The 26,893-nt window shown below is 60.2% G+C and carries 22 protein-coding genes; 11 read left to right on the plus strand and 11 right to left on the minus strand.

Annotated features, from left to right (window positions below; genetic code table 11):
* The first annotated feature begins 25 nt into the window (after positions 1 to 25).
* Together NKI37_RS21425 and NKI37_RS21430 are read left to right on the plus strand one after the other, a co-directional pair.
* Positions 26 to 1,288 carry a glycosyltransferase gene (locus NKI37_RS21425; protein WP_081726790.1) on the plus strand — a complete coding sequence of 421 codons (1,263 nt, stop codon included), beginning with the start codon at positions 26 to 28 and terminating at the stop codon, positions 1,286 to 1,288.
* Positions 1,289 to 3,313: a hypothetical protein gene (locus NKI37_RS21430; RefSeq protein WP_155923178.1), complete on the plus strand. Its 2,025-nt coding sequence runs from the start codon at positions 1,289 to 1,291 to the stop codon at positions 3,311 to 3,313.
* Here the strand turns inward: NKI37_RS21430 and NKI37_RS21435 are convergent.
* Both NKI37_RS21435 and NKI37_RS21440 read right to left on the minus strand, forming a co-directional pair.
* A complete protein-coding gene (locus NKI37_RS21435) occupies positions 3,243 to 5,318 on the minus strand; it encodes an acyltransferase family protein (RefSeq protein ID WP_081726789.1) in 2,076 nt (691 codons plus the stop codon). The genes NKI37_RS21430 and NKI37_RS21435 overlap by 71 nt on opposite strands.
* A 5-nt stretch (positions 5,319 to 5,323) precedes the next feature.
* Positions 5,324 to 7,339, minus strand: a complete 2,016-nt coding sequence (locus NKI37_RS21440; RefSeq protein WP_023823236.1) for an acyltransferase family protein — start codon at positions 7,337 to 7,339, stop codon at positions 5,324 to 5,326.
* A 347-nt stretch (positions 7,340 to 7,686) separates the two neighbouring features.
* Here NKI37_RS21440 and NKI37_RS21445 point away from each other — a divergent pair, with 347 nt between their 5' ends.
* From NKI37_RS21445 to NKI37_RS21460, 4 genes are all read left to right on the plus strand, one after another.
* On the plus strand, positions 7,687 to 8,700 hold the full coding sequence (locus tag NKI37_RS21445) for an NAD-dependent epimerase/dehydratase family protein (RefSeq protein ID WP_196813567.1): 1,014 nt from the start codon (positions 7,687 to 7,689) through the stop codon (positions 8,698 to 8,700).
* A 158-nt stretch (positions 8,701 to 8,858) separates the two neighbouring features.
* Positions 8,859 to 9,485: an MraY family glycosyltransferase gene (locus NKI37_RS21450; RefSeq protein WP_245260008.1), complete on the plus strand. Its 627-nt coding sequence runs from the start codon at positions 8,859 to 8,861 to the stop codon at positions 9,483 to 9,485.
* A 231-nt stretch (positions 9,486 to 9,716) separates the two neighbouring features.
* The gene (locus NKI37_RS21455) at positions 9,717 to 10,574 is read left to right on the plus strand and encodes an alpha/beta fold hydrolase (protein WP_023823235.1); all 858 of its coding nucleotides are present in this window, start codon (positions 9,717 to 9,719) and stop codon (positions 10,572 to 10,574) included.
* Between the two features lie 130 nt (positions 10,575 to 10,704).
* On the plus strand, positions 10,705 to 11,340 hold the full coding sequence (locus tag NKI37_RS21460) for an SGNH/GDSL hydrolase family protein (protein WP_023682294.1): 636 nt from the start codon (positions 10,705 to 10,707) through the stop codon (positions 11,338 to 11,340).
* A 65-nt stretch (positions 11,341 to 11,405) separates the two neighbouring features.
* Here the strand turns inward: NKI37_RS21460 and NKI37_RS21465 are convergent, their stop codons facing one another.
* A complete protein-coding gene (locus NKI37_RS21465; protein WP_023682293.1) occupies positions 11,406 to 12,419 on the minus strand; it encodes an NADP-dependent oxidoreductase in 1,014 nt (337 codons plus the stop codon).
* A gap of 92 nt (positions 12,420 to 12,511) precedes the next feature.
* Here NKI37_RS21465 and NKI37_RS21470 point away from each other — a divergent pair, with 92 nt between their 5' ends.
* The 5 genes from NKI37_RS21470 to NKI37_RS21490 all read left to right on the plus strand — a co-directional run bounded on the left by NKI37_RS21470 (position 12,512) and on the right by NKI37_RS21490 (position 17,520).
* Positions 12,512 to 13,444 carry a LysR family transcriptional regulator gene (locus tag NKI37_RS21470; RefSeq protein WP_023689456.1) on the plus strand — a complete coding sequence of 311 codons (933 nt, stop codon included), beginning with the start codon at positions 12,512 to 12,514 and terminating at the stop codon, positions 13,442 to 13,444.
* A gap of 195 nt (positions 13,445 to 13,639) precedes the next feature.
* The gene (locus tag NKI37_RS21475; RefSeq protein ID WP_023682292.1) at positions 13,640 to 14,044 is read left to right on the plus strand and encodes an MAPEG family protein; all 405 of its coding nucleotides are present in this window, start codon (positions 13,640 to 13,642) and stop codon (positions 14,042 to 14,044) included.
* A 434-nt stretch (positions 14,045 to 14,478) separates the two neighbouring features.
* On the plus strand, positions 14,479 to 15,597 hold the full coding sequence (locus tag NKI37_RS21480; protein WP_155923176.1) for an SMP-30/gluconolactonase/LRE family protein: 1,119 nt from the start codon (positions 14,479 to 14,481) through the stop codon (positions 15,595 to 15,597).
* A gap of 77 nt (positions 15,598 to 15,674) precedes the next feature.
* Positions 15,675 to 16,838 (plus strand): alpha-hydroxy acid oxidase, encoded by a 1,164-nt coding sequence (locus tag NKI37_RS21485; RefSeq protein WP_023823232.1) that lies wholly within the window; start codon positions 15,675 to 15,677, stop codon positions 16,836 to 16,838.
* Positions 16,798 to 17,520: an RraA family protein gene (locus tag NKI37_RS21490; RefSeq protein ID WP_352787923.1), complete on the plus strand. Its 723-nt coding sequence runs from the start codon at positions 16,798 to 16,800 to the stop codon at positions 17,518 to 17,520. The genes NKI37_RS21485 and NKI37_RS21490 overlap by 41 nt, the downstream gene beginning before the upstream one ends.
* Before the next feature lie 13 nt (positions 17,521 to 17,533).
* Here the strand turns inward: NKI37_RS21490 and NKI37_RS21495 are convergent, their stop codons facing one another.
* From NKI37_RS21495 to NKI37_RS21530, 8 genes are all read right to left on the minus strand, one after another.
* Entirely contained in the window at positions 17,534 to 18,487 is a 954-nt protein-coding gene (locus NKI37_RS21495) for a response regulator (protein ID WP_023669440.1), read from the minus strand.
* Between the two features lie 64 nt (positions 18,488 to 18,551).
* Positions 18,552 to 19,571 carry a chemotaxis response regulator protein-glutamate methylesterase gene (locus NKI37_RS21500; protein ID WP_023693323.1) on the minus strand — a complete coding sequence of 340 codons (1,020 nt, stop codon included), beginning with the start codon at positions 19,569 to 19,571 and terminating at the stop codon, positions 18,552 to 18,554.
* Between the two features lie 22 nt (positions 19,572 to 19,593).
* On the minus strand, positions 19,594 to 21,867 hold the full coding sequence (locus NKI37_RS21505; RefSeq protein ID WP_023713485.1) for a hybrid sensor histidine kinase/response regulator: 2,274 nt from the start codon (positions 21,865 to 21,867) through the stop codon (positions 19,594 to 19,596).
* Positions 21,864 to 22,568, minus strand: a complete 705-nt coding sequence (locus NKI37_RS21510) for a chemotaxis protein CheW (protein WP_081726787.1) — start codon at positions 22,566 to 22,568, stop codon at positions 21,864 to 21,866. Before NKI37_RS21510 ends, NKI37_RS21505 begins: the two co-directional genes overlap by 4 nt.
* Positions 22,568 to 23,668: a CheR family methyltransferase gene (locus NKI37_RS21515; RefSeq protein ID WP_245260007.1), complete on the minus strand. Its 1,101-nt coding sequence runs from the start codon at positions 23,666 to 23,668 to the stop codon at positions 22,568 to 22,570. Before NKI37_RS21515 ends, NKI37_RS21510 begins: the two co-directional genes overlap by 1 nt.
* Positions 23,669 to 23,805: 137 nt before the next feature.
* On the minus strand, positions 23,806 to 24,273 hold the full coding sequence (locus NKI37_RS21520; RefSeq protein ID WP_023669446.1) for a chemotaxis protein CheW: 468 nt from the start codon (positions 24,271 to 24,273) through the stop codon (positions 23,806 to 23,808).
* Between the two features lie 23 nt (positions 24,274 to 24,296).
* Positions 24,297 to 25,934, minus strand: a complete 1,638-nt coding sequence (locus NKI37_RS21525; RefSeq protein WP_023823229.1) for a methyl-accepting chemotaxis protein — start codon at positions 25,932 to 25,934, stop codon at positions 24,297 to 24,299.
* Positions 25,935 to 26,284: 350 nt separating this feature from the next.
* Positions 26,285 to 26,467, minus strand: coding sequence for a hypothetical protein (locus tag NKI37_RS21530; protein WP_155923174.1), 183 nt, complete (start codon positions 26,465 to 26,467; stop codon positions 26,285 to 26,287).
* Between the last annotated feature and the right edge of the window lie 426 nt (positions 26,468 to 26,893).

A 26,893-nucleotide genomic window follows, 5' to 3' on the forward strand; every position in this document is an offset into this window, starting at 1 on the left:
AGCGACGCTGCGAGAAGACCTTGCGTTGACTAATGCTGAAAGCCGACAGCGCGTTGCCGCGCCTTCCACCGCGCGCCTGAGAAGGACCCGTCGCAACGTGCTCTTCATTATCGGGACGCTCGATCTCGGAGGCACGGAAAGCCAACTGGTGCTGCTTGCCAAGGAGTTGAAGGCGCGGGGCTGGCAGGTCGAGGTCTTTGCCCTCTCGTCGGGCGGTGTTCTTGCGGAAACGCTGAATCGTGCCGGTATCCGAATATCCTACGGGCTTCATCGCCCCAATCCCTTGCCCGCATCACTGACAGCGGCGGGGGCGGAAGAAAAATCGAGCGTTGCCCCCAAGACGCGGCCGAGCGTCAAGGCAATGCTGGTGCTCGGCGCCGCGATCACTTTGCTCGTTGGTCGCATCATTTTGACCCGGCCACGCGTGGTTCACGCCTTTTTGCCATTGACCAACTTTCTGGGCGCGTTGGCAGGTCGGTTTGCGCTGGCCCCACTCGTCATCACCTCCAGGCGCGGTCTCGGCAACCACCAGGAGCGATGGCCGCGGCTGAAGCGCATGGATCGAATCGCCAATCGGTTTTCACATGTGGTGGTCGCTAACTCGCATGCGGTCGCGGCCGACATGGCGGCCCGGGATGGCTATGATCTCGCCCGCGTGCGCGTGATTGCCAATGGTCTCGATCTGAGCCGTTTCGATGGTATCAGCCATCGCCGTGATGAGATCAGGCGCAGCCTTGGTCTTGAACCTGACGATGTCGGGGTCGTCATCGTCGCCAATCTTATTCCCTATAAGGGACACAAAGATCTTATCGACGCTTTCGCAAGCGCAAGCCAAAGTCGGCCGGAGCTGAGGTTGTTCATCGCCGGACAAGATCGAGGTATTGGGCAGGCGCTGATAGAGCAAGCCCAGCGGCTTGGCGTCGGATCGACAGTTCGGCTGCTCGGGGCTCAGGACGACGTACCAGGCCTGCTTGCCGGCATGGACATCGGCGTGATCGCCTCCCACGAGGAAGGCTTTTGCAACGCCCTGATGGAAAAACTCACCGCAGGCCTCCCAGTGGTGGCCACCAATGTCGGTGGAAATCCGGAGGCAGTTTCGGGGATGCCGGGTTGTGTGCTGGTGAAGCCTCGTGACCCTGCCGATCTGGCCCGCGGACTGCTTGCCGTTCTCGAGCGGTTGCCCGAGCAGACAGTGGACCGAAAATTTCGTCAGCGGGCGATGCGCGAACGCTACTCCATAAGGGCTATGGTGGACGCTTATGAAACCCTCTACCTCGCGGGCAAGTGAATGAGCGGGATTGCTCACTTCCAAGGCCCGGTGAATTCGGCGTCTACGCCGCGCAGCATCCTGCCATGTGTCGTCGCCGGGCTGTGTGCATTTGCCATAGTTATCTATCAGTCGTGGTTCATGCCCTATTTTCTGCCGTTCTTTACGGGCCGGGACGAGTTCGCCAGACTGGTTTTCCATGCCCTCTACGGCAGCGTGTTGATTGTTTCGATTGCCGTTCTTGCAATCCGTCGGGACGTGCGTGGCGCGATCCTCCTGCTCGCGATCGCCGGGGCGATGGCGGTTGCCCCGGTTGCGCTTCATCCACTTGGCATCGTCGCAAAGTGTTACCTGATTACCCTTTTCCTTGGCGGCGGGGCGATTGTCCTCATGCTCGCCTCATCGCCCGCAATGGTGCTGCGTCTATGTGCGTCGGTGACGGCGCTCAATGCGGTGGTCTGCTTCCTCGACCTTCTTTTTGCCAACGGCTTCACCAGTACGCTTGGCAGAGCCGCCGGCCTGGCGATCAATCCGAATGTGGCAGCCGCCGGCCTGCTTCTTGGCGCCGCGGCGAGCTATCGCGCCGTCGCGCCAAAATGGCGTGCCACTTTCCTTGTTCTCGTAAGCGCCGCTCTGCTCGTCACGCTTTCCCGCTCGAACATTCTTGCAGCCTGTGGCACCGTGGCGGTGCCGTTTGCCGTTGATATTTGGCAGCAATTTCGGGGTCACCGTCGTTTAAGGCTCGATCCAAGGGGCTGGGGTCGCCCGCTCGCCGTCGCATTAATACTGCTGGGGACAATCGGTGTCGCGCTCGCCACAAATGTTTATTTTCGCGTTTCCGTCGGCAACTCCTTCGCCGGGATGATCTCGGTTGGAAAGGCGCTCGATGAGGCGGCGGATGCTGTCGATTCGTCACATAATGAGGTTGCGTCGTCCGCCTTAGACCCGGTTGCGCCGTCGTCTCAACAAGCTCTGGCTGAATCAAGTTCGGCTGCGACGATTGACCAGCCCACGGCAGAACCTTCGATCAGATCAGACCCTCCGCAAGCCGATCCTGCGCGAGCCACTGCCTCATCTGCGCCTCCGTTCAGCGGCCTGCCTTCGTCCGCGACAGGCCAATCCACAAACGCTGCCAAGATCCAGGCGCTAGGCGAACGTCTCGTGGACGAGGGCAAGAGAAATTCGATCTCGGCAAGAGCACTCTTTCTGGAGCGAGGCCTGCTCGCGTACAGAGAAGGCGGCTTCTTCGGTCGCGGCCTTGAGGTGGCGCAGGCTCTCGCGCCTCACAACACCCTTGTCCTTTTCGCAATTGCTTTTGGGCACATCGGCTGGTTGATCCCGATCGGCCTGGTCGCTTCCGCTTTCTGGTATGTCCGCAGCGCCGGCGATCTGGCCCTTGGTGTCGCACTCGTGGGGGTCATGCTGACATCGCATGACCTCTTGCTGACGCCCTCTCTCTTTCTTCCGGTCGCGCTAGGAATTGGTGGGATGCTTGCCGAGCGGCGGGGATTTACTGAAACACATTCCTCAGCAAAAAAAGGCGAGCATCGCAGCTTTGCTTTTGGAGCTAATGCAGGCGTGATGGCCTTTGCGGCTGGCTGCATTGCGATATTGCTCATCACACCGTCGCTTGTTACCGGACGACTGCAGAACGAGACCATGTTTACCGCAAGAGGCGGGTACGAGACGCTGCTACCACGCTCGCAATTTCCTGGCCTTTTCCAATTTGACAACCTTGTCCTCGATCCCCTGTTGAAGGCTTCAGACCTGCGTGAAGAAGGGACCCCGCTCCACCAAGTTGAATGGGCGCCGAACGCATGGCCGGCTGTTGGCCCGGGCGAATATACTTTTCGCCGGCGGGACGCGGTGCTGTTTTCGGCCACGGATTCGAGCGACCCTCGCCAAAACGGACGAACCTACGCAGTCGCCGTTCCGCTCTCAGTCAGCGCGCTGTGCCTTGCTCTCCTGGGCACAATCATCGCTTGGTCGATTGTGTCGACGTCTGCCTTGACGCCACGGATAAGTCGTCGCGAAGCCTCTCTATGACTTTCGGAACAACAAGGCGTGCCCCGTAGATGGAGAAGTGGTTCTCATCCAGGTAGAGGCTATGCCCTGCGCCGTCCGTCACATCACAGCCATTTGCCGAACAGATGGTTTCGCCGGGATCAAGCAGGTGAAAGCTGGAATGGCTGGCGAAAACCATGAATGCCTGGTCGAAGGCGACGTTCTCCACCCGGGTGGGAACCGGGCAGGGCAAGGAAAGGTAAGTCGGTCTCAAATGGCAGACCACATTGGCGTCCGGCGTGTGCCCGATCAGGATCACCGGACCGCGAAAAGCGGCATAGAGTTTCGCTAAGTCCCCAAGCATGGTCGCATACAGTTTTGCCAGGTCGGGCATCTCGACAGGCGCACCATCCACTTTCCGTTCGAGAAGAGTGCGATATCCGGGCCAGCGCTGCGCTTGGACAATGGCGAGTATGTCACCGGCCTTCAACCAGCGAGCCGCCTGGTCGGTAGCATTCCGGCAGTGCCGCGTGACCGCGCCGTTTGTTCTGGTCTGGAACTCTGCTCCGAAATAGCAATTGCCGGCATCGGCCAGCAGGAAATGGAATTCTTGACCGCCGAGTTCTTGAAGCGCCCGCGTGTATTGGTCGATGTGCGAATCGCCGACCACGAGTATCTTCTTTGGACTTTGAAGGTTGCCGAACTCGCAGAAATCCAAGCAGGCCAACGAGCCGGTGATCGCCTTCAGGGCTGCGCTGTTGGCAAGTTCGTTCCCCGCGACGGAATGAAGACGCCACGGCATTCCGCCCGACATCGCGTAGCTGACCACGGAACATGAGAGCAGGCCAGTCAAGGCAAGTCCAAAAGAGGGGAGCAAGCCATGGCCAGCGCGAAAAGGCTGCTCGACGAAATGAAACATCGACATGGCCATGACGAGGGCCAGAAGCCCGACGAAGAGCGCTTCGGTCGGAAGCAGGGGGCGAAGCAAACCGTATTCGCAAAACACGATCAGGGGCCAATGAACGAGGTAGAGCGAGTAGCTGATGCGACCAAGATAGCCGACTGCGCGATTGCGCAAGGCGAAACCTCCCAATCGCGAACGGTTCGCAGACAACACCATCGCGGCGCCGGTGGCAGGGGCAAGCACGTTCCAGGCGGGCGCGCCCGAACGGCTGTCGAAAGAGAACACTGCAAACGCTATGAGGGCCAAGCCCAGCCAGGCGAGCAGCTCGTGGACAAGGACAGGTCGCGGCTTGGGAAGCCAGACCAGCGCCGCGCCACAGGCGAACTCGAACACGCGAAATGGCGTGTTGTAAAACACGGTTGCACGGCCGTCGGCGATCCAGTCCGCCGCCGGGGTCCCCGCAAACGGCCAAAACGATCCGTCCTGGAATGCGACAATGAGCCAGAAACTGAGAATGGCAATCGTGATGATCGACCAAACCATTCGTCCTGGGAATGCGGCAAGCAAAACTGAAAGCAGCATCGGCCAGACGAGATAAAACTGCCACTCCACACTGAGTGACCATGTATGAAGGAGCGGTTTCATCCGCGCGGCGAGATCAAAGTAGCCGGACTCGCGCCAGAAAAAGATGTTCGAAACGCCGTAACTCGATGCCATCAGCGATTTCGCGAAGGTCTCCAGATGTTGAGGCGTAAGCAGAAGAAACGCGGCGATGCATGACAGGGAGAATGTCGCGAAAAATGCCGGCAGCAGGCGGCGAGCCCGGCGCGAATAGAAATGCGCCAGACTGAAACGCCCTGCCTCCACATCGGTGGCCACAATGCGGGTGATCAAAAAGCCGCTGATTACGAAAAACACATCGACGCCGACAAAGCCGCCGGAGAAACCTGCGAATCTCAGGTGGAAAAACAAAACAGCCAGCACCGCGACCGCTCTAAGCCCGTCTATGTCCGTGCGGTGACCGTCCCCAGCCGCTGCCGCACATGACGGGCTGCCGAACTGTCCTCCAACCCGCAACGCGCGGCTGTCTTCCGAACAGGCCATTCCAGCCGTGGTCGAGAGCGGAGCCTGGCCGCTTCGCATCCCGTTCAATTGCTCTTGCCAGCCGTTTGAGACGGCGTGGTGTTGGCGGCCGACAATCGGTTTTGCTCCTGGCCTTTCAGGGCCGGATAGAGACCCATCATTCGCGCGACGGCTTCGTCTGTCTCGGGCTTCAGGTTTCTGCGTATATGCGAACCATCTCGGTAGATGAACTCGCCATTGACGTAGGTTGCGCAGTGTCTGTCTGGACACATCCCTTTGAGCGGATCGACGAAGACGACGTTATTGTCATGAACGAGCGATGCGAGCGCGGACACCATAGGCGACCAGATCCGGAAGACTTGCTCGCTATTCATCTCGGTCGAACAACGCCTTAGCATACCGCTTTCGAGCATCGCTGCGCATGAAGTCAGGTCCAGGCCGGGACCAGGCACTTGGCCAATGATTGCGACGCGCCGATCCGCCCTTTCGACTTCCTGGATGAGGCTACGCAGGCCATCGCGCAACAACAGGACTTTGCTGGTCTGCCTCTCACCATTGTCAGCAAGGACATTGGTGTCGGCAAGGCTTGTCCAGGCTGCGGAGAGCACCACGAGGTAGATGTCATTGCGTTGTTTCAGCATGGCGACCGCGGCCTTTCGCGACGATGAGCAGCTTTCCCGATATCCGGCCAAATCCGGAAAGTCGCGGTGGACACCTTCTCCAAAGGCGGCCGGACAGGCGCGGTAAAGAAAGAAAGCCGTGTTTTCTCTTTTACCTGCGCTGTCTAGCAGCGGCGCAAGATGCTCGGCATGGCTGTCGCCCCAGAGCACGGCGTGGCGCGCCGCTTTGTCCCAAGGCGCACCGAACGCGCAAAAGGTACTGCCCAACTCAGCGATGCTGACCATCTGCGGGCATGACCAGTCCCACATCACATCGAGGCTGCGCATTGCCTCGACTTGCTTCGAGATCCTGCTGGTGAAACCACGGGCTTCGAACACGGCATTGGCACTCAGGCAAACCATTGCCACCGCGGCGGCACCAGCGAGAAGCACGCTGGATGGCGGCGCCCGCAGGCGGCGAACGGGTTCCTCGATGAACCGCCAGGACAGATACGCCACCAGCCAGGCAACCGCTACAAGCACGCACGATTCAACCGCCGAGGGCATTGCGGTGCCAATATAATGGCGGAAGAACACGAGGATCGGCCAATGCCAGAGATACAGGCTGTAGGAGATTCTGCCCGTCGATCGCAACGGCGCGCTCGCAAGCACGGCCGAAATCGTCGACTGCGACCGCGGCCAGACGACCAGAGCAGCCCCGATCACAGGACCGAGCGCGAAAACGCCTGGAAACGGTTGGCTCGGCGAGAGAAAAAGGATGCTTGCGACTACAAGACCAAGGCCGCTCAGCTCAAACCATTTGGACGTACGCCCGCGGCCTTTCGGTGGCGCAAAGACGAGCAGGCCGCCGATAGTCAACTCCCAGGCTCGGCTGAAGGGAACATAGAATGCCTGCTTCGGATCGGCCTCCACCAGATTGAGGGCGATCGAGAAGCTGACCAGCGCAACAATGCAGATCAGCGCGACAACGGGGAGCTGGCGGCCGCGTGACAGCCGGTTGGCAACCAGAAGCAACAGCGGCCATACGAGATAGAACTGCTCTTCGACGCCGAGCGACCAGAGATGAAGCAGCGGCAGCAGCGCCGCCTCGCGATCGAAATAGCCGGTATTCCAAAGGAAATAATAGTTTCCCAATCCGAACGTGGAATATGCCGCACTGCGTCCCAGACCTTCATAGTCGCCCGGCAGCAACAGAAACCAGCCGGCAACGAGTGAGAAGCAGATCATCACCAGCATCGCCGGCAATATTCGACGCATGCGTCTGCCGTAGAATTCCACAAGGGACAGTCCGCCGCCTTCAGCCATTAAAAGGCGCGTGATCAGGTAACCGGAGATAACAAGGAAGACATCAACGCCAGCAAAGCCGCCCCGAAAACCGGGCACGTCAAAATGGAAAAAAACCACTGCGACCACTGCGATAGCGCGCAACCCGTCAATATCTGGGCGATAGTCGGACTTCAAAGCTCCCCCCGAACAGTCCCTCGGCCTCTTAGCCTAATTGCGCGATATCAGTCGATGGCCTGAGTTATGCAGTGGCGGCACTCGCTGTTGGAGGTGCAAGTTGCATTGCGAGAAACGTGCCAATTTGTTTCGGCCAGAACGACGGAAATCTCCACATTGGTGGGGAATGTGCCAGAATCAGCTATGGTCTGGTGACCAAAGGACGGAGAACTGGCAGGATTTCGGGTGGGTGTTTGTTCGCTGATGATATCGAGGGCGACGAAAACTAGCCAGCCTTGATATGAAAGTGGTTGTTTGCCCCATCCTCGACTGTATAGATGACGCTCCCGTGGGAGGACGTGGCAACCTTGGACAACCATAGCGCGGACTTGGTCGAATTTGGCCAGCACACACATGTGCTGGTTACTGGCGGAGCAGGCTTCGTAGGGTCGGCGCTTGTCGATCTTTTGCTCGCCCGCCATTGCACCGTAACCGTCATCGACGATCTCTCGAACGGGCTGCTGCCCAATCTGCCCACCGGCAATTCCCGGCTGACGATCCGCACTTTCAGGGTTGGCGATCCGGCATACGGCGCGGCGGTCCACAATGAGGTCGGGTTGGCCGATGCAGTCTTCCACCTGGCGAGTCCGATCGGCGTTCAGCTTGCCCACATGGAGCGTTTTGCCGTCACCAGCCGCATTCTCGAATCAGGCTGTGCGATCGTGGAGGCGTGCAGAGTACACCGACGTCCGCTGCTTTACACGTCGAGTTCAGAAGTCTACGGCTCCGGCCGGGACAGGCCAATCACGGAATCCGATCCGGTGACGACGGACCTGCGACCGAGATGGGGCTACGCAGCTGCCAAGGCCGCGATCGAACATTTAGTGGCGGGACTGTTTTTTGAATTCGGAATCCCGACCTGGATCGTTCGACCATTCAACATGGCCGGACCGCGCCAGCGCTCGGCGACCGGCCTCGTCCTGCCGGTGTTCGTCGATGCAGCGCTGCGTGGTGAACCACTCGTAGTCCATGACGATGGAGAGCAAAGGCGGGCGTTCCTGCACGTTGCCGACGCCGCCGAAGGTCTGCTGCTGGCAATGCAGTGCCCGTCATTGCGTGGCCGGCCAGTCAACTTGGGCGGAAGCGAAGCGATTCAGATTGGAAATCTTGCAAGAATGGTGATTGAGGCCACCGCGACGACCGCGCCCATTATCATGAAACCATCCAGCACGGTGTTTGGTGATCGGTTCGCCGTAACATACGACCGAGTACCTGACACAAGCCTGTTAACAACCATGACCGGATGGCGACCCGTGCGAAGCACGAGGCAGATGGTCCTCGACTGCATAGAGCACATGCGTACCGAACGAGTGGTTGCTTGACGTCTGGCTCCTTGGTCTCGTTCATCGGGGCCCTGCTCATCGCGGTTCCCGGCGTCTGGCTGTTTGCGCGTCTTGCGCGGCGTATCGGAGCCGTCTCCAAGGTCACGAAAGATCGGTGGCACACATCAGGCGAGGTTCCCCGGCTCGCGGGGCCCGCCATGCTGATCGCGATGTCACCATGGCTCCCCGTTGAACATACTCTCCTGCTATCAGCCTTCTGTTTGATCGGGGCGCTCGATGACCTCCGATCTCTTTCTGCCGGTGCCAAGGCAGCAGCGTTGGCCGCCGCAGCTGTTTTGGCCGGTATCATTACGCATCTGTGGTGGGTTCCGATCATCATTTGGATCGCTTGCAACGCCGTCAATATGCTTGACCATGCCGATGGTCTTGCCGCGAGCGCAATCGCGGCCGCCTTCCTCGGGCTGGGCGGCGCTCTCGGTATGGCGGGCGTCGGAGCATGCCTGGGATTTCTATTCTTCAACTATCCGCCGGCACGCGTTTTCATGGGCGATAGCGGCAGCCTTCTCCTCGGAGCGGCAATCGTGCTACTCGCGTCGCAAAGAGGGTTTGACGCTTCCCTGGCGTGGATTGCCGTACCGCTGATTGACGCCGTCTTCGTAATCAGTCGCCGCTTGCTGCAGGGGCGAAAACCTTGGATCGGCGGCACAGATCATCTTGGTCACACCTTGCTCCGCCTGGGCGTGAACCGCCGGGTTTTGCCCGCCCTATATGCAGCGACGGCACTGACGATCGGGCTTATGTTCTCGGTCTGGGCAAACACATAGGCACTTGAAGGCGTTGGGTCGAAGCTTCGGACACACGCCAGCGGCGTGTCGGCTTGCCGTGACTTCAGCCTAAAAGCTGACAGTCCGCTCGCGGCCCCAACTTGTTCTTGGGTTGCTATGACCCATCTGGCGGAAGATGAAACGGCAGAGCTTTGCATCTTGTCGGGGTAGCGCGCGTTGATTTAAAAATATGTGCGCTGGATCGCTTTGGCGACAACCGCGTTGCCAGCGATGGTCTCACACGCGCCTGAACATCGGTTTGTCAACACCGGGAGCATTGGGCTTCACGTCGTCCAGGTTGGGCCTGCCGAAGGCAGGCCGGTCATGCTCCTGCACGGCTTTCCCGACTTCTGGATCGGCTGGAGACGGCAGATCGATGCGCTCGCTTCCGCCGGATTCCGGGTCATCGTTCCCGACCAGAGGGGCTACAACACCAGTGACAAGCCGAAAGCCATCCGTGAATACACGCTCCCCAAGCTCGTCGGCGATGTCGTTGCCATCGCCGACGCGCTCGGCATCGGAAGGTTTCACCTCGTCGGTCATGACTGGGGCGGTATCGTCGCCTGGGCCGCAGGCGCAAAGCTGCCGCACCGCCTGGAAAGGCTCGTCATCCTGAACGCGCCCCATCCCGAGGTGCTGCTTGCCCATTCCTTGCGATCTCCGACCCAGTTCCTGCGGAGCAGCTATGCGGCCTTCTTCCAGTTCCCCTTGCTGCCGGAGGCTTTTCTGGGGGCGGGGCGCTCGGCTCTGCTGGCACGGGCGCTCATCAAATCCAGCCGAACAGATGCCTTCACGGCGGAGGAAATCGCAGAGTATCGGCAGGCCTGGGAACGGCCGGGGGCGCTGACAGGCATGCTCAACTGGTATCGGGCGCTGCGCTTCCGCCCAAGCCTGAAGGAGCGGATCACGACGCCGACCCTTGTAATGTGGGGGATGCAGGACCAAGCTCTGGAATATGGCCTGGCCGAGCGCAGTCTGGCCCTTTGCAACGATCGGGGCCTGCAGACGTTCGAGAAGGCGACGCATTGGGTACAGCGCGAAGAGGCCAGCGCGGTGAATGCCGCGCTTCTGGCGTTCCTGGACGGCTGAGATGCCGTTCCGTTCTGCAGGTGGCCTGACTCGCCGTGATCTCCTGACCGTGCTCGCTGCCGCGGTCACAACCCACCACCTTACCTCCTCTGCTGATGCAGCATTGGCAGAGGCCTCAACGGAGCATCCGATGCCACACGTCGTCCTTCTCGGGGATTCGATCTTTGACAACGCTGCCTATGTCGCGCACGGGCCCGACGTAGTGCGGCAGCTGCGGGAGCGGTTGCCGGAGGGGTGGCGTGCAACGCTAAACGCCGTCGACGGCGCCGTCACAAGCGGCGTCGAGCGGCAGCTTGAACGGCTCCCCCAGGATGCTAGCCATCTTGTCGTCAGCGTCGGTGGCAATGATGCTCTTCGTCATGCAGGGATTCTGGAGCAGGGGGCCTGTTCGGTGGCCGAGGTTCTGGACAGGATCAGCGATATCCGGGAGGAATTCGAGCACGACTACTGTACGATGCTCGAGGGGGCGCTGGGCCAAAACCTACCCACCGCTGTCTGCACGATCTACGAGGCGCGCTTTCCCGACCCACAGCGTCGTAGACTTGCCGCAACTGCCCTGACGGTCCTCAACGACGTCATCACCCGGGCGGCGTTCTCGCGCGGTTTGCCGCTCGTCGACCTGCGCTTGGTATCGAATGAGGACGCGGACTTCGCCAATCCTATCGAACCGTCAGTGCAAGGCGGCGCGAAGATCGCGGCAGCCATCGCGGCACTTGTAGTCGAGCACGATTCAGCCGGACGTCGGTCGGTGGTCTTCGTCGGCTAAACGGCGTAATCCCGCCCGATCGTCTGCACTCCCGATGGTCGGTCGGTCGGACTGAAAGCAACAATTCAGACGGCCAGCACGATCTTGCCTTGAATACTGCCGTCGGCGGCGCGCTCATGTGCGCGCGATGCCTCGGCCAGCGGGAATGTGCTGTCGATGACGACACGCACAAGGCCGTCGTCGAGCAGGCGGGCGGCTTTTGCCAACTGCGCGCCATTGGATCGAACCTGTGTGGATGAGACCGTGATCCCCAGCCTCTCTGTCTCTTCGTGACCAGCGAAGCCCAGTGGGTTGACCAGGAACAGCGCGCCGCCCGGCTTCAGAACATGGAAGAAGCGCTCCATGCCCGCGCCGCCCACCGCGTCGAGGACAAGGTCGACGTCTCGGACGACATCTTCCGCCGCGGTTGTCTTGTAGTCGATGAATTGATCCACGCCGAGATCGCGCATCAGCGCCTCGTTCTTGGCCGATGTCACCGCGATGACGCGCGCGCCCCGCCATTTCGCCAACTGGACGGCCAGATGCCCGACACCGCCTCCGGCACCATTGATGAGCACCGTCTTGCCGTCGAGGGGCACCGGCTCATGCGGTAAGGGCTGGAACGGATTCGGCTCGTCGTGGCCAAGTTCGATCAAGAACTGCCATGCCGTCAGAAGCGACATCGGCGCACCAGCCGCATGAATATGGTCGATGCCGGCTGGTTTCAACGCAACATGCGATGCCGGCACACTGACATAATGCGCGTAGGCATTGCTACCCGTCATCAAGTTATCGGGGAAGCGAACCATTGCGTAGACCTCGTCACCGATGCTGAACTCAGCGACGTCAGCGCCAACCGCTTCAATGACGCCCGACACGTCCGTGCCGAGAATCAGTGGGAAGGACGCGTTGGGTCGCCATTCTGGCGGCAGTGCGCGATAGCCATCCCGCAGATACCAGTCGGGCGGATTAAGCCCGGCCGCCTGGACTCGGACAAGCACCTCGCCGGGCTTCACACCCGGCCTAGGCGCGTCTTCGTACACCAGCATCTCGGGACCACCGAATGCGTGCAGACGGACTGCCTTCATCTTATCGCTCATTGGTGAAATCTCCGCTCATCCATGTCATTGGAGCGAATGTAGCGGCATGACCGCCGGTTGATAATCGGTGCCGATGGCGGTTAAGTAATGCCATGGCGGAACATATCACTTTGGATCGGCTCACTGGCATCATCGCCTTCGCGCGTGCGGGATCGCTGGGCAGCTACACGGCAGCGGCGCGCGCGCTGTCGATTTCCCCGTCGGCGGTCAGCAAGAGCGTCCAGCGGCTCGAGCGGCATTTAGGAGTGTCGCTGTTTACCCGTACAACGCGCTCGCTCACCTTCACGCCCGAAGGGCGCGACCTGCATGAGCGCGCGCTGCGTCTGCTACGCGAGGCGGAGGAAATAGAGCAGGCGGCAATGACCGCGCGCTCCGAACCATCGGGCACGTTGCGCGTGGCCGCGTCGCTGCCGATCGGACTGCATCTGATCGCTCCGGCTTTACCGGCTTTCCGTCGGCTCCATCCGAACCTGATCGTCGATCTCAGGCTGGGTGACCAGATGGTGGACATGATCGAGGAAGGGATCGATGTCGCCATACGCATCGGTGATCTGGCTGACACCCGGCTACTATCACGCAAGCTCGCACCCCATCGCCTTTGCTGCTTCGCCTCGCCAGCCTATCTCGAGGAACGCGGCACACCGACCCATCCCGATCACCTGGAAGGGCACGACACCGTCAACCTTCGGTATCAGAGCACAGGCCAGGCCTTTCGCTGGCCCTTCCGGATTGGCGACCGTGAAATCGAGATCGTGCCCAATTCCGGTGTGGTCGCCGATGCCAGCGATGCCGTGCTCATCATGCTGGCAGCCGGCGGTGGGATAGGCATAGGCGCCTCCTTCATGGCGGCTCCCTATGTGAAGCGCGGCGAACTGGTCCCAGTGCTGTCCACGTTCGCGGTCGAGCGAAACAATGTCACCGTGCTCTGGCCGGCAAGCCGACGCGCCAACCCCGCCGTGCGCGCCTTTCTGACCATGCTCGACGCGGCTTTCACTCTGCGAATGGCAGCTTCAAGCATCGACTGATCTGGCGCGGAAGGGTCGCTAAAGGGCGAAAGCGGTCAATCACTGCTGATTGGCTGAACGGCAGCTATTCCGGGCACAACGTCCAAAAGCTGCTATTCCGTTTCGGCCCCACTACAGGCCGCCCCTCCTCGTCGAATAGCATTAGACTAGTTGATCGGCTACAACGACCTAGAGTGCTAGCTACGGGGAGGGCACATGTCGGCGAGTGCTTACGCATTGACTGGCTTCATCTCGTGGGCGCTGGCCCTGCTGATCGTGATGGAAGTTATCCGGAGCTACCTGGTGATCTCTGGGCAAGTCCCGGCAAACGGCTTTACGCCAGATAACGGAGCCCTCTCCCCGTTTATGCGGAGGTTAGCCCGTGCCCACGCCAACTGCATTGAAGGGCTTCCAATCTTCGGAGGTCTGCTCGGAGTCGCGATCATCATTTCAAAGACAGATGTCACGGATCCCTTGGCCTCCACGATGTTAGGCGCACGTATAGTGCAGTCGGTGATCCACCTCGTCTCAACCAGCCAACTCGCGGTCAGTCTCAGGTTCACCGCGTTCGCTGTGCAAATGGTGATTGGTGCGTATTGGTGCTGGTTGCTGTTGATCTGAAGAGTGGCGGAGCCCCGACGCAAAAGTGGGCCACCTCGATTCCGGGAGCCTTGGCAAACCCACTCCGGATCGTGACCCGAAAGACTGTCCCTTTTGACAGGCGAGCGAACCGCAAAACTGGCAGTGGCAAAACCGCCGTTGAGGCATGATATTGCTGTTGGATTTTGGGGCTACTCCCCAGCTTCGGAGAAGGATCGGCGTTCAGAGAGCAATTTGCACGCCTGGGCGCTGCGGCGCTCCCCAGCTTTTGGCCACACGCACGCCCTGCAAACGCTCGGGCTCCAGAGCGCCTGGCAGCGGAGCAGAGAATTGTTGGACTTTGTGAGTGGTAGAGGGAGAGGAACTGAGATTCAACCTTCTCCACCTGCACTTGTTCCTTGCACGCTGGCCTCAGCAGCACCTAATCCTGCCACGCAACCTGGAGGAGCAAGCCAGTGCTACCGAGCTATGTAGACACCGATCGGCTCGCGCTTGTAGCCATAGGCCTCCGCCCGTCGGGGTTCACCGGCGCCGGGGTGGGGGGCCGGCCTAGGGGGCCCAGCAACGCGCACGTCAGCCTAGCTATCTTTGAGTCGCCGGGTCCGGAGACCGCCAGGCTGGATTATACCCGACAAATCTTGATAGGCTGCCGTTCTGGGGGTCGCACGATGAACGAGGTTGAAAAGCTGGCCGTCGAGGTTGTCGCGACCGGCCTTGGCTGGCCCGAGGGCCCGACGGTGCTGCCCGATGGCCGAATTGTCGTCGTCGAAAGCTATCGCAGCCAGCTGACGGCCATAGATAGCGGCGGAAGTGCTCGCCAGTTCGCCTATGTTGCCGGAGCGCCCAACGCCTGCGTTCTCGGATCGGATGACCTGCTCTATGTCTGCCAGAACGGCGGCACGACCGGACCTTGGCGGGCCGCGGACATGACGACGCCATCGATCCAGCGGGTTGCCGAAGGCGGAAAGCCGGAAATCCTGCTGAGCGAAGTCGCGGGCATTCGGCTCAATGGGCCAAACGATCTTGTATTTGCTGCTGACGGCCGGCTCATCTTCAGCGATCCCGGCACATACAACCCGGGGAATCCGGACCCAAGCTACATCTTTGCCGTCAACCCCGACGGCAGTGCGTACCTTGCTCTCGGGTTCGACAAGCCGACCTTCCCCAATGGTGTGGCGATCGAAGCCGACGGCTCAATCATTTGGGGGGAGTCCTATACGGGGCGCGTCAAGCGGCAGCGTCCGGATGGTTCCGTCGAAGACCTGGGCCGCTTGCCTGGGCCCAATCCGATCCCGGACGGGCTGAAGGTCGGAGCCGATGGCCGCCTTTATGTCACGGATATTGCCGCCAACGGCATTCATGTGCTCAGGCCGGACGGAACAGCGGAAGGTTTCTTCGTCTGCGGCAAGGCAACGACCAACTGCGTCTTCTTGGGCGAGACGCTTTGGGTGACAAATGCCGGCGTGCTGGCGACCGGCAGCGATCCATCCTTTGAGGGAACACTCTCCCGCGTGCGTGTTCCGGGAGGCGGTGGACCGACGCACCACGGTCGCATAGACGGTAAGAAACCGTGAGTAGCTCCTCGACTGTCTCGAACGCAGGTGCTCTGATCAGCAGTGGCGTTGGTGCATCGCCTGCTTCGACGGCGGCGTTGAAGCGCCTGTACAGCGTGGCCGCGGTCCGCGTCGCCGCGCGGCGGACTTTGCCACGCCCGGTGTTCGACTTCGCCGATGGCGGTGCCGAGGATGAGCGAACGCTGCGCCGGAACGAGCAGGCTTTCAGTGAGGTTGCCATTCTGCCGCGACCACTCAACGGTGCAACGACGCGAGACCTTTCCCTTGACCTCTTCGGCGCGAAACTTGCCATCCCGCTCGGCATCGCGCCAACCGGCCTGGCCGGTCTGTTCTGGCCCGACGGTGAGTGCGCGGCAGCACGAGCAGCGGCAGCCGCTGGCACCTTCTACTGCGCCAGCCACGGCTCGACATGCACGCTGGAGGACATAGCGGCCACCGGAACCGGCCCGCGGTGGATGCAGGTGTTCGTCTATACCGATCGCGGCTTCACTCAAGAAATGGTGGAACGGGCAAGTGTCTCCGGGTATGAGGCGCTGGTTCTCACCATCGACAACCAGATGCTCGGCAATCGGGAACGCGACATCCGCAACGGTTTTGCAATCCCGCCGCGCTTTGGGGTAGCCGGGACGCTCGCGGCCGCCACCAAGGCGGCGTGGCTACTGCGTATGCGCACTCGACTCCCGAAACTGACCTTCGGCAACTACGCGCGCCCCGGAGATACGGGGACGGTCAGTGCATTGGCGGGCCGGATGGCCGCAATGCTCGATCTCGGACTCTCCTGGGCCGATGTCGACTGGCTGCGCACTGTCTGGTCCGGACCGTTGTTGCTGAAAGGCGTCCTGCATCCCAGCGAAGCCGCCGAGGCTGTAGCCCGAGGAATCGACGGCATCATCGTATCCAATCATGGGGGACGTCAGCTCGACGGCGCCGCCGCGTCGCTGGACGCGCTGCCGGCAGTTGTCGCAGCTGTCGACGGCCGCATACCGGTGCTGATTGACGGTGGCGTCAGGCGAGGCTCCGACGTCGTGAAGGCGCTGGCGCTCGGCGCCTCGTGCTGTCTGATCGGGCGGCCGCAGTTGTGGGGGCTCGCGGTTGCCGGCGAGCACGGTGTGCGTCACGTGCTCGAACTATATCGCAAAGAGATCGATCGGGTAATGGGACTGATGGGGGCGCGGAGCCTGCGCGACCTCGGGCCGGACTGTGTTTCGTTCGTTCAGGGAATGGGGCCGCTACATGATTGAAGACCCACCGCTGCTCACCATCAAGCGCCGTTTCGAACGGCCCGCAGCAGAAATCATCAGTGCTTTTGCGGGCGTGCCGGTTAGCCAGGTCGTAGACGCCATGGGGGGACGCGGGGCCTTGCATTATGCGATCAAGCCACTGTCGCCAGCTACTGCGACGATGGTCGGCGTTGCCGTGACCTGTCACTGCGGCCCCGCCGACAACCTCGCCCTGTTTGGAGCACTGGATGCCGCAGCAAGTGGCGATGTCATCGTCGCGGCCACCGACAGCTTTGCCGGTACGGCGGTAACTGGCGATCTCGTGCTCGGCATGGCGCGCAACAAGGGGGCCGCCGGCTTCATCACTGACGGCCTCGTGCGCGACGTTGTCGGGATCGAGGCGGTCGGGTTGCCGGTTTACTGTGCCGGGATCATTGCGAACTCGCCTGCGCGCAATGGTCCAGGCACGGTCGGATTCCCGGTGGTGGTGGGAGGAGTGACCATCTCGCCGGGAGACATACTGGTCGGCGACCGCGACGGTGTCGCCGTGGTCCCCCGCCTGGAGGCTGAGACTGTGCTGGCGCGGCTCGCCGCCATCAGGGCGGCTGAGAAAACTCTTGATGGCCTGGTGCGGCAAGGTCTCGAGGTGCCCGACTTCGCCAAGGTCGTCCTCAAATCGAACAGGGCGCGCTTCGTTGACTGAGATGTGAGCTTCTCTAGCTGCGGGACATATGAAGCGCAACACGATTTCGTCCTTCCGATTTGGCACGAAACAGAGCCAAATCGGCGGCATTGACGAAATCGTTTGGCGTCTCGTTCTCGGTGGGCACCGCTGTTGCGACGCCGACGCTGATGGTCACGCGATCGGGGCCGTGGGGTATGTTCAACTCTCGCACGCTCTGGACGAGCCGCTCGGCGATCGCACTGGATTGTTCCAGTATAGTGTCGACCAGCACGATGACGAACTCTTCGCCTCCGTACCGCGCAGCGAGATCGGTGGAACGGCCGGAACCGCTCTGGATTACGCGGGCGATTTGCTTGAGCACATCGTCGCCGGCCATATGGCCATAGGTATCGTTGTATCGTTTGAAGTTGTCGGCATCGATCATCAACAGCGACAGTGGGGACTGTGCGCGAAAAGCGCGTTTCCATTCAGCCGCCAGATATTCGTCAAAATAGCGCCTGTTACCGAGACCCGTCAGGCCGTCGATCCGCGTCAGACGTTCAAGCTCTAGATTTGCACTGATCAGCTGTCGCTGGCTTTCCCTCAGCGCTCGGTGTGCCGAGTCTCGCTGGACGTGATCCAGATAGGCCCGCGTGTGATATCGAATGCGTGCAATCAACTCGATACGATCCGGCAGTTTGACGAGATAGTCGTTCGCGCCCGCAGCGAAGGCTTCGCCCTTGGTGGCTGGATCTTCCTTGCTCGACAGCACAATGACTGGAACCGCGCGTGTCGACGCATGCTTCCTGTATTCTCGCACCAGATGTAGCCCATCCACCCCGGGCATGACGAGATCCTGCAGGATAACGGTTGGTTTTACCTCATCCGCGACCGTCATCGCTCTCAACGGGTCGGTGCAGAAGTGTAAGGAAATATCGGGCTCGTTGGCTAGGGCGCGCCTGACCGCCTCGCAAACCATGATCTGATCATCGATGAGCAGAACCATGGATGAATAGTTATCTGCGAGTGGCGGGACCAACTCTGGTTCTTGCGTCATCGGAAGGGGCCTTTCACGTGGAGCGCTCGCAGGCTTCGATTATACGTGAGCCGATCGCACCCAAAGGAAGAATATCAACAGCCGCGCCGATGTCGGCGGCGGCCTTCGGCATGCCATAGACGGCACTGGTTGCTCTATCCTGCGCGATTGTGAGATGCCCCTTGTCACGGAGCTGTCTCAGCCCGCGCGCACCATCCCTGCCCATGCCTGTGAGCAGAACACCAATCACCGAGCCAGGCCACCATTGCGCCGCACTTTCGAAGAACACATCTACGGACGGCCGATAAACATTGTCCTTGGGGCTGGGCGTATAGCCAAGTTGCTGAGCTGACTTGAAAACCAGATGATCCGCAGAACTGGCAACGAGAACGGTGCCCGCTTGTGGACTATCCCTTTCCCCCGCCGGACGGATCGGGAGACGCGTATGCTGCCCTAGCCAATCAACAAGGCCTGGAACGAACTGAGCATCGAGATGCTGGACGAGCACAATCGCGCCGCCAAAATCAACGGGAAACGCGCTCAGGACTGCGGCAACGGCAGCCGGCCCGCCCGCAGAGGCGCCGATTGCTATCAGGCGTCGAGTTGACGGCTCAGCCGCACGTGACATCCGCCTTTTTGCCTGGGTAGGCGCATCACCGATCAACTTGCCTATCGTTCGTATCTTGTTCGTCAAAAGCCGGGCGGATTGCGAGGACGCGTTGCCTTCGATGCCCACCGACGGAATATCGACTGCGTCAAGCGCGCCATGACCCATTGCTTCGTAGACGCCGGCGAGGTTGGCTTCGATACTGGCGGTCACCAGCAAGATTGAGCACGGGGTTTCCGCCATGATTCTGCGCGTCGCTTCCACGCCGTCCATCTCTGGCATCGCTAGATCCATGAGTATCAGATCCGGCAGATCACGTCTGCAGACCTCGACCGCCTCACGCCCATTGGTCGCGATCCACGCGACCTGATGTTCGCCGGTCGACAGGACCAGTCGACGCAGAAGTTCAACCGCCATCGGCATGTCGTTGACTACGCCGATTCTCATTCGCTGGCTTCCAATCTCGATCTCATTCAGCCGCCTCGCCAATCATGTCCACGACGGCATGGATCAGCGCCTCGTCCTGAAAACTACTCTTGGTCAGATAATAGTCCGCACCTGCGTCGAGCCCGCGCGCGCGATCTTCTTCCCGATCCTTGTATGAAACGATCATAATGGGTGTGTTCTTGAGATCAGCGTCCTTTCTGATCAAACTCACCAGTTCGATGCCATCCATGCGAGGCATGTCGATGTCGGTGACGACGAGATCGAAAGGACCAGACCGGACGGCATTCCACCCGTCCATGCCGTCTACCGCCACTTCGACCTCATAACCGTAATTGCCGAGCATCTTGCGCTGGAGTTCGCGAACCGTCAGTGAATCGTCAATCACGAGCACGCGCTTGCGCCTGCTCGCTTCGGGACCGCCCGCGGCGCGCCGAAGAGCTCGAAATCCGCTGGACGATGCAAGCTTTTCCACCGATCGGATCAGATCGTCGACATCGAAGATCAGAACGGGCGAACCATCTTCCATCAGGGCCGCTGCGCTGATGTCCTTGATCTTGGCAAACCGTGGATCGAGAGGTCTGATCACTAACTCGCGTTCCCCGAGAAAACGGTCAACGATCAGGCCGTACGCATCGCCCCGACCCGCATCTACGACGACGACCGATAGTTCGTTCGGTTCCGATCCGGGCTCACCTCGATCGAGCACCTCGCGAGCGGTGACCAGCCCGATCTGTCGATCGTTCAATCGAAAATGCGGCCGGCCCTGCAGGACGTTGATCTCCGTCCGCTGCAGTTTCAAAGTCTTGGAAATGGCAGCGAGTGGAAAAGCATAGGGCTCTCCATCGACATCGACGAGCAGCGTGCGCAGGACCGACAGTGTCAGCGGCAATTGCAGTTGAAATCGGGTTCCGTGGCCAAATTCTGAGGAGACGCTTGCGACTCCCCGGACTTCCTTCGTCATGGCTTGCACTGCATCGAGCCCCACACCGCGACCTGAGACGTCGGTAAGGCCCGCTTTCATGGAAAAGCCTGGCAGAAACAGAAACGCGAGCAATTCGCTTTCGCTGAGTGTTTCAGCACTTTCCCTGGTTGCAAGTTGCCGGGCGACGACGGTCTCGCGCAGCTTCGAGAGCTCTATCCCCCTGCCGTCGTCCACCACGGCTATCTGCAGCAGCCCGGCATTGTGCCTCGCTTCGAGCCTGATGAGCCCCTCTTCGGGTTTGCCCATCGCGAGGCGCTCCTCAGGCGGTTCAAGCCCATGGTCTACAGCGTTGCGCAGAAGGTGCCCCAAAGGGGCATCGAGCTGCTCGAGGATATCGCGGTCGATGCCGGTCGAGCCGCCTACGATCTCCAGTCGCACCCGCTTGCCAAGGGTACGACCGAGGTCGCGGATCATTCTCGCATAGTGTCGCACGCCGTCCTCAAAAGGCCGCATCCGGCTCGCCAACGTTTCGTCGTACAATCTGTTGGCAAGATCGGTCGCTTTCCGATCCACTGAATCCAACTCATCGAAACGCTCCGCCAGGAACGCTTGGCTCAACCGAAGCTTTCGCTGCGCTTCAGCCAGCGCCTCCACCACCGCCGCATCGTTTGAAACCGGCGGCAGCACTGCATGAAGATTGTCGAACGCACTTGCGAGGTCCGATTGAAGTCGCTTCAGCCGTAGCAGCCCGTCAGCGAATGGCCTGAGCCGCCGAGCTTCCATCAGCGACTCGCCAGCCAGCCCGAGCAATCGGTTCAGGCTGTCTGCCGTCACCCGAACCATTCTATCAGAGCCGATGCTGCCGTGGGCTTGCGGTACCGCCCCAACGAGGAGGTTCGCTGAAGAGGTCGTCGCCAGTTGCTCCTGGGCATGATCTGGAGTTGCGAAATCAGCTGCAGAATCTTGGGGACCGGGCTTTGCCTGGGGGAGGGACAACCCCTCGAACTTCGCGAGAAAGGTTTCGACTTCTGAGTTGGCGCTCTCGCTCGATGATCCCGATGCGATCAATTTCAAAAGGTCAGAACCTTGCAGAAGCGCGTCTATATGCTCCCGTCGCACCCTCAGATGCCCGCGTTGCGCTGCGACCAGGCAGTCTTCCATCGCATTTGCAACTTTGACTGCGGGCATCAGGTCGATGATGCGGGCAGCTCCTTTCAGGGAATGCGCGGCACGCATGCATGCTTCCAGGGCGTCGGCGGCGATAGGATCGCGTTCGAGTGCCAGAAGTCCAGAGGTCAGAGCCCGTGACTGCGTCTCCAGTTCGGCCTGGAAGAGGCTGAGCATCGAAACCTGGCTGAAGTCTTCATCTGTCATGCGATGCTCCGATCCAGCATCGTGAGCAGTTGTCGTGGATCGAGACAGCCAACGGCTCGTCCTTGCCATGGCAGCACGGCAACCGTAGCGGCAGACAGTGCCTTCCCAATCATGGCCGGAACAGCGAGAGTGTCGCGTTCCTGGTACCGATGTAAGCCGTGGATCTCATCAACCATAAAAGCAACCCGCTTGTCGCGCTCGCCTACCACGACAAGGCGGCGAAATACCTTGGTTCGTGTGCCTTGTTCCCCTTCCTTGCGCTCGTCTATCCCGAGCAATTCGGCCAGGGAAAGGCAAATGAGCAATTCACCACGGACATTCGCAATGCCGAGCAGTGCACTGTTCCTGCGATGTGGAAGTGAATGAACGCGACGAGATTCAGCCACTTCATGAAAAATACCGACCGGAAGTGCCAGCCATTCCTCCCCCAAACGGAAGAGAACGGCCGTCTGCAGCGCGTCGCTGTCTGCCGAATCGATCCCTGCACGACCAGCGTTGTCAGGCCATTCGTCGCGAGATGCCGAGGGAGCTGCACGGTCGAGGAGGCGTCGTGCGATCTTCTTGTAGGTCGGGCAATTGCGGCAGTGGAGATGCTGCTCTAGTAGCGGACATGACTTGTCACCCCGTACGCCTATTTGCCGCCAGCAGTCGTTGATTTCGATCTGCTCCACCGGCTGAGCGATCCTTGTCGAAGCCGCCATCAACTGCCGCTCCTTTTCTGGACCCGACCCAGCCGGCCGGCCAGCGCCTCGGCGCCGTTATGGTCGCCTTGCTTGCTAAGCAGCAAGGCCAGATGGACAAGAGCTTCTCGATGATTTGGCGCGAGATAGAGCGCCTTGCGATAACTTTGCGCGGCTTCGGGCGCAGAACCATCCGCATCCTGGACGAGGCCCAGCAGGTAGAAGATTTCTGCGGAAGGACCGAACTCCCTGAGATGCGCCAGGGCGACCTCCTGTGCCTCCTTTACGCGTCCTGCATTGGCGATCCGTTCAACCGCGATGAGGCTTTCCGAGGCGCGTGCAAGCGGCTTGGCCGGAGCCTGCCCGCGGCCTTCATTGCCAATTGTCGGTCGGAACGGACGAAGAGGCTCGCTCTTGTTGACCTTAGGGCTTGGCATCCGCACCGGGACGGCGGCCGAAACTTTCGGCGCCGTGGTCTTGACGGGCTCCGATTTCAGAAAGGCGAAGGCCAATGGCCATTCAGCGGAAATAAAGCCATGCACCCTTGGAAGAGCTGCTTCCGCCGGACCGACCAGAAGAAGTCCGTCTTTGGCCAGCAGGTCCTTCAGGCAGATCAATGCGCGATCCTGCAGCTCTCGATTGAAATAGATCAGCAAATTGCGGCAAAGCAGGATGTCATAGACCTCTTGCCCGAAAGGCGCGTGAGAACCGAACAGGTTTCCTACCATGAACCGAACCTGTTTCAGCACCCCAGCAACAGGCCGCAACCCGCCCTCGGTCGCTTCGAAATAGCGATCCTTGAATTCGAGATGGCTGCCGCGAAACGAATTGCGGCCATAGATGGCGCGTTCAGCCGTCGCGATATTGCGGCTGCTGACGTCCACGCCATCGATCTTGAACTCATGCGCCTCAAAGCCGGCATCGAACATGGCCATGGCGACCGAGTAAGCCTCTTCGCCGGTTGAACATGGCAGGCTCAGGATTCTTATCGGCTGAGCAGGCTTGTGCGCGCGCGCATGCCGCGCCAGCATCGTGAACGCTTCTCGGTCGCGAAAGAACCAGGTCTCTGGGATCACCACCGCATTGATCAGCTCCTGCAGCTCCTGCGAGGAACCGGCCAAGTGTTCCCTATAGGCCTGAGGGTTGGTTATCCGGCATGCTTCCATCCGTTCTCTGACCGCCTGACGAACCACTGTCGGACCAACGCTGGCACTGTCTAGTCCAATGGTTTCCGTCAGGAGCTTTTCTATTGCTCCGGTCATTGATCACCTATTGCCGCCTGGCGGAGCAAAGCGGTACGAATCTCTTCCGAAAGCAGCGCTTCCACTTTGACCCACTGAATGATCTCCGAACCATCGGAAGCCACCGGCCCAAGATAGGGCGGGGTTCCTGGTTCCAGTCCGAACGGCGCGAAATCGGCCGGGTCTCGCTCGATCGTATCCGTCACCCGTTCCGCGATCAGCCCCAGCAGGCGTCGCTCGCCATCATCCGCCGGATAGCGCGTCACAACGATCCGGGTGCTCAACAGGCGCTCCGATGGTCGGCCAAGCGCAAGAAGGGTGACATCGATCAGGGGGATGGGTATTCCGTTATAGCTGACCAAACCCACCACACCAGTTGGCGCACCCGGAAGAACTTTCACGTCGATATAGGGCAGCACCTCTTCAATTTTGTGGACATCGATCAAGTAGCGATCCGGACCCATGCTGAAGGCGAGGAATAGCATTGTCACATCCTACTGCCGGCTCGCTATGCTCGTAGCTTGAACCTCGATATGCTACTTCGCATGCCGCCTGAGACTTGATTGAGCTCGGCGATCGCGAGCGTCGATTGCTGAAGGGACTCGACTGTTTGCTGAGCTGCCTCGCTTAGCTGGGTTAGCGTGTCGCTGATCTGCCCCGCGCCGGTCGCCTGTGCTTGCATGCCTTCATTGGCGACTTCGAAACGTGGCACCAGCCCCTGAACCTGCTGAATGATCTCGAAGAGTTGCCCGCCGACCTGCTGGATGTCCTGCATACCCCGACGGACCTGCTCGGAAAACTTGTCCATGCCCATCACCCCGGCCGCGACTGCCGACTGGATGTCCTTGACCATTTGCTCGATATCGTAGGTGGAGACAGCTGTCTGGTCCGCGAGCCTTCGGATTTCCGTCGCCACCACTGCAAAACCCCGGCCATATTGGCCTGCCTTCTCCGCCTCGATGGAAGCGTTGAGCGACAACAGGTTCGTTTGATCGGCCACTTTGGTGATGGTCGTCACCACCTGATTGATGCTGCCGGCTTTCTCGCTCAGGATCGCCAGTTTGGAATTGATCGCGCCAGCCGCTTCCATGACCTGCTGCATGGTTTCTTCCATACGGGTCAGCCCCGCTTGCCCCCCGCCAGCCACGGCAGCGGTTTGTTCGGCAACTGTGGAGACCTCGTTCATCGTGCGGACCAGTTCGTTTGATGTGGCGGAGATTTCCTTGGCTGTCGCTCGGATTTCTGTTGTGGTCGCTGCGATTTCAGTCGCAGTTGCCTGCTGTTGCTTGGAGGTGGCGGCGATCTCAGTTATCGACGTGCCGACCTGTATGCTGGACCTTTGAACCTGACCAATGAGGGTTGTGAGATCGTCCGCCATTGCGTTGAAGCCGTCGGCAAGCACGCTGAATTCGTCTCGGCGCCTCAGATCGAGCCGTTCGCTGAAGTCGCCTTGCCGCATCAATTGAACCGCGTCGACCAAACGGGTGAGCGGACCTGTAATGGCGCGAAACAGCTGGTAACCCAAAAGAAGGGCTAGCCCGAGGGCTATCAACAAGCCAACGCTCAAACCGACTTCGGCCGTTCTGACGATCGAGCTGATCCGCTGCGTCGCGCTGTTTGCCTCGCCTCTGTGATCCTCAACCATGGCCTGCAGAGCGGACTGCAATTTTACAAAGATCGGCTCTACTTCGTTCTTGATAGCTGGGCTTTCATTGGGAGTTTCACCTTTCGACAAGGCAGCCCGGCTTGTTTCCAGCACAGCAGTTTCAGCCAGACGGAATTGGTTGGCGAGTTGTTTGACGGCTGCATAATTCTGCTTGTCGATATCGGAGACGATCGTTGCCTCATAGTCGTCCATCGACCGCTGCACCTGGTTGCGATTGGTCGTGATCGCGTTTTCAACCGTGCTTCTGTCTGACGGGTTGTCCTGAAGGGCATATTCCTGAAGCAGACTATGGGCCGCCATCTGGCCCGTCATGATCTCGGTACTGTGATAAAGGTCCGGAAGGATGCCCTTCTCGACCTCAGTCGCCTCCTCCCCCGCCTGAAGAAACCAGGCGTACGCGATGAGGGCTATCACGGACATGACCACCAGAACGGCTGCGAAACTGACGAGGATGCGGTGGCGTATTGTCAGACTCTTCATGGAACCGGTTCACCAATGGGGGGCATCGTGGGCTGCGCGACAAGCGCTCGTTCCGACATGTTCGAAAAGGTGCGTCGAAAAGCGGTAGTCTGATGCTGAATGGTTTCTTTTCCGTTCCATAGCTAATGATGGCGAGGCGGCTCGCCAATCGGCGCCGCCAGAAGCGGTGGTCAAAGGACGACTGCCGTCCACGCACATCAGCCCGAGATCGGCTGGATGGCACGCCGCGTCAGGAGGAGCGTGGATGAGCTTGAGGCCACGAATTGAATGACTGCTTAGGCCAGGTCGAGGCAAGAAAGCCGACGTCCTGCTTGCTGCCCCTAAGCTGCCAGGCGGGAACGCGCCTCATATCAGCCGTCCAGCATGATCGTCGCTACTGAAAGCGGAATCGCCGAAACCAGATGTCGCAAACTGGCCAGCGCGTAGATTGGCGTCGAGTGCGGGTTCGGCATTTGCAGGTGACGATAACTAAATGGCAAGCGCCCCCGCCTGAGGCCCTCAGGACTAAAAGATCTTGAGAAAACCAGTTTCAAATGCGCATCCTCAAGCGGCGGCCGCCCACCGCACGAGGATGGGCACAACGTGACGAGCGCTCTGGAGCCTAGAGAGAACTGACCCGACACCACCTTCCTTTGCGGCATTGCGGCGGCGCAAAAAGATTACGAGATGGAGCAGGCGTATTGCCAAATGGGTCCACCAGCGAGAGTTCGCGTTTTCCGCCTCGGCTGTGAACCCCACTTCCATTCGCGGGTCTTGCTCAGGTCGAGGTCTACTTTGCCATCGAGGGCTCATGTTGCAGCTCATAAGCAGGCGGTTGGGTAGGTCTCGGCCAGCACACGGCCCGGTGGCACTCACTGCGGTCCACACCGCAGTTGAAACTGACCACCCGACCCAGGGTTCGAAGACGGTCCCCGATCGGAACACCGAGCAGAGTGTGCTCGCGCTCCTCAAGTCACCGA

The sequence above is a fragment of the Mesorhizobium sp. M0626 genome (genome assembly GCF_040320665.1).
Taxonomy (GTDB): Bacteria; Pseudomonadota; Alphaproteobacteria; order Rhizobiales; family Rhizobiaceae; genus Mesorhizobium.

Coding starts and splice junctions, on each gene's coding strand:
- NKI37_RS21430 (WP_155923178.1), top strand. CDS start 1,289: ATGAGCGGGATTGCTCACTTCCAAGGCCCGGTGAATTCGGCGTCTACG.
- NKI37_RS21435 (WP_081726789.1), bottom strand. CDS start 5,318: ATGCGAAGCGGCCAGGCTCCGCTCTCGACCACGGCTGGAATGGCCTGT.
- NKI37_RS21450 (WP_245260008.1), top strand. CDS start 8,859: ATGCTGATCGCGATGTCACCATGGCTCCCCGTTGAACATACTCTCCTG.
- NKI37_RS21455 (WP_023823235.1), top strand. CDS start 9,717: ATGGTCTCACACGCGCCTGAACATCGGTTTGTCAACACCGGGAGCATT.
- NKI37_RS21460 (WP_023682294.1), top strand. CDS start 10,705: ATGCCACACGTCGTCCTTCTCGGGGATTCGATCTTTGACAACGCTGCC.
- NKI37_RS21465 (WP_023682293.1), bottom strand. CDS start 12,419: ATGAGCGATAAGATGAAGGCAGTCCGTCTGCACGCATTCGGTGGTCCC.
- NKI37_RS21470 (WP_023689456.1), top strand. CDS start 12,512: ATGGCGGAACATATCACTTTGGATCGGCTCACTGGCATCATCGCCTTC.
- NKI37_RS21475 (WP_023682292.1), top strand. CDS start 13,640: ATGTCGGCGAGTGCTTACGCATTGACTGGCTTCATCTCGTGGGCGCTG.
- NKI37_RS21495 (WP_023669440.1), bottom strand. CDS start 18,487: ATGGTTCTGCTCATCGATGATCAGATCATGGTTTGCGAGGCGGTCAGG.
- NKI37_RS21500 (WP_023693323.1), bottom strand. CDS start 19,571: ATGAGAATCGGCGTAGTCAACGACATGCCGATGGCGGTTGAACTTCTG.
- NKI37_RS21505 (WP_023713485.1), bottom strand. CDS start 21,867: ATGACAGATGAAGACTTCAGCCAGGTTTCGATGCTCAGCCTCTTCCAG.
- NKI37_RS21510 (WP_081726787.1), bottom strand. CDS start 22,568: ATGGCGGCTTCGACAAGGATCGCTCAGCCGGTGGAGCAGATCGAAATC.
- NKI37_RS21520 (WP_023669446.1), bottom strand. CDS start 24,273: ATGCTATTCCTCGCCTTCAGCATGGGTCCGGATCGCTACTTGATCGAT.
- NKI37_RS21525 (WP_023823229.1), bottom strand. CDS start 25,934: ATGAAGAGTCTGACAATACGCCACCGCATCCTCGTCAGTTTCGCAGCC.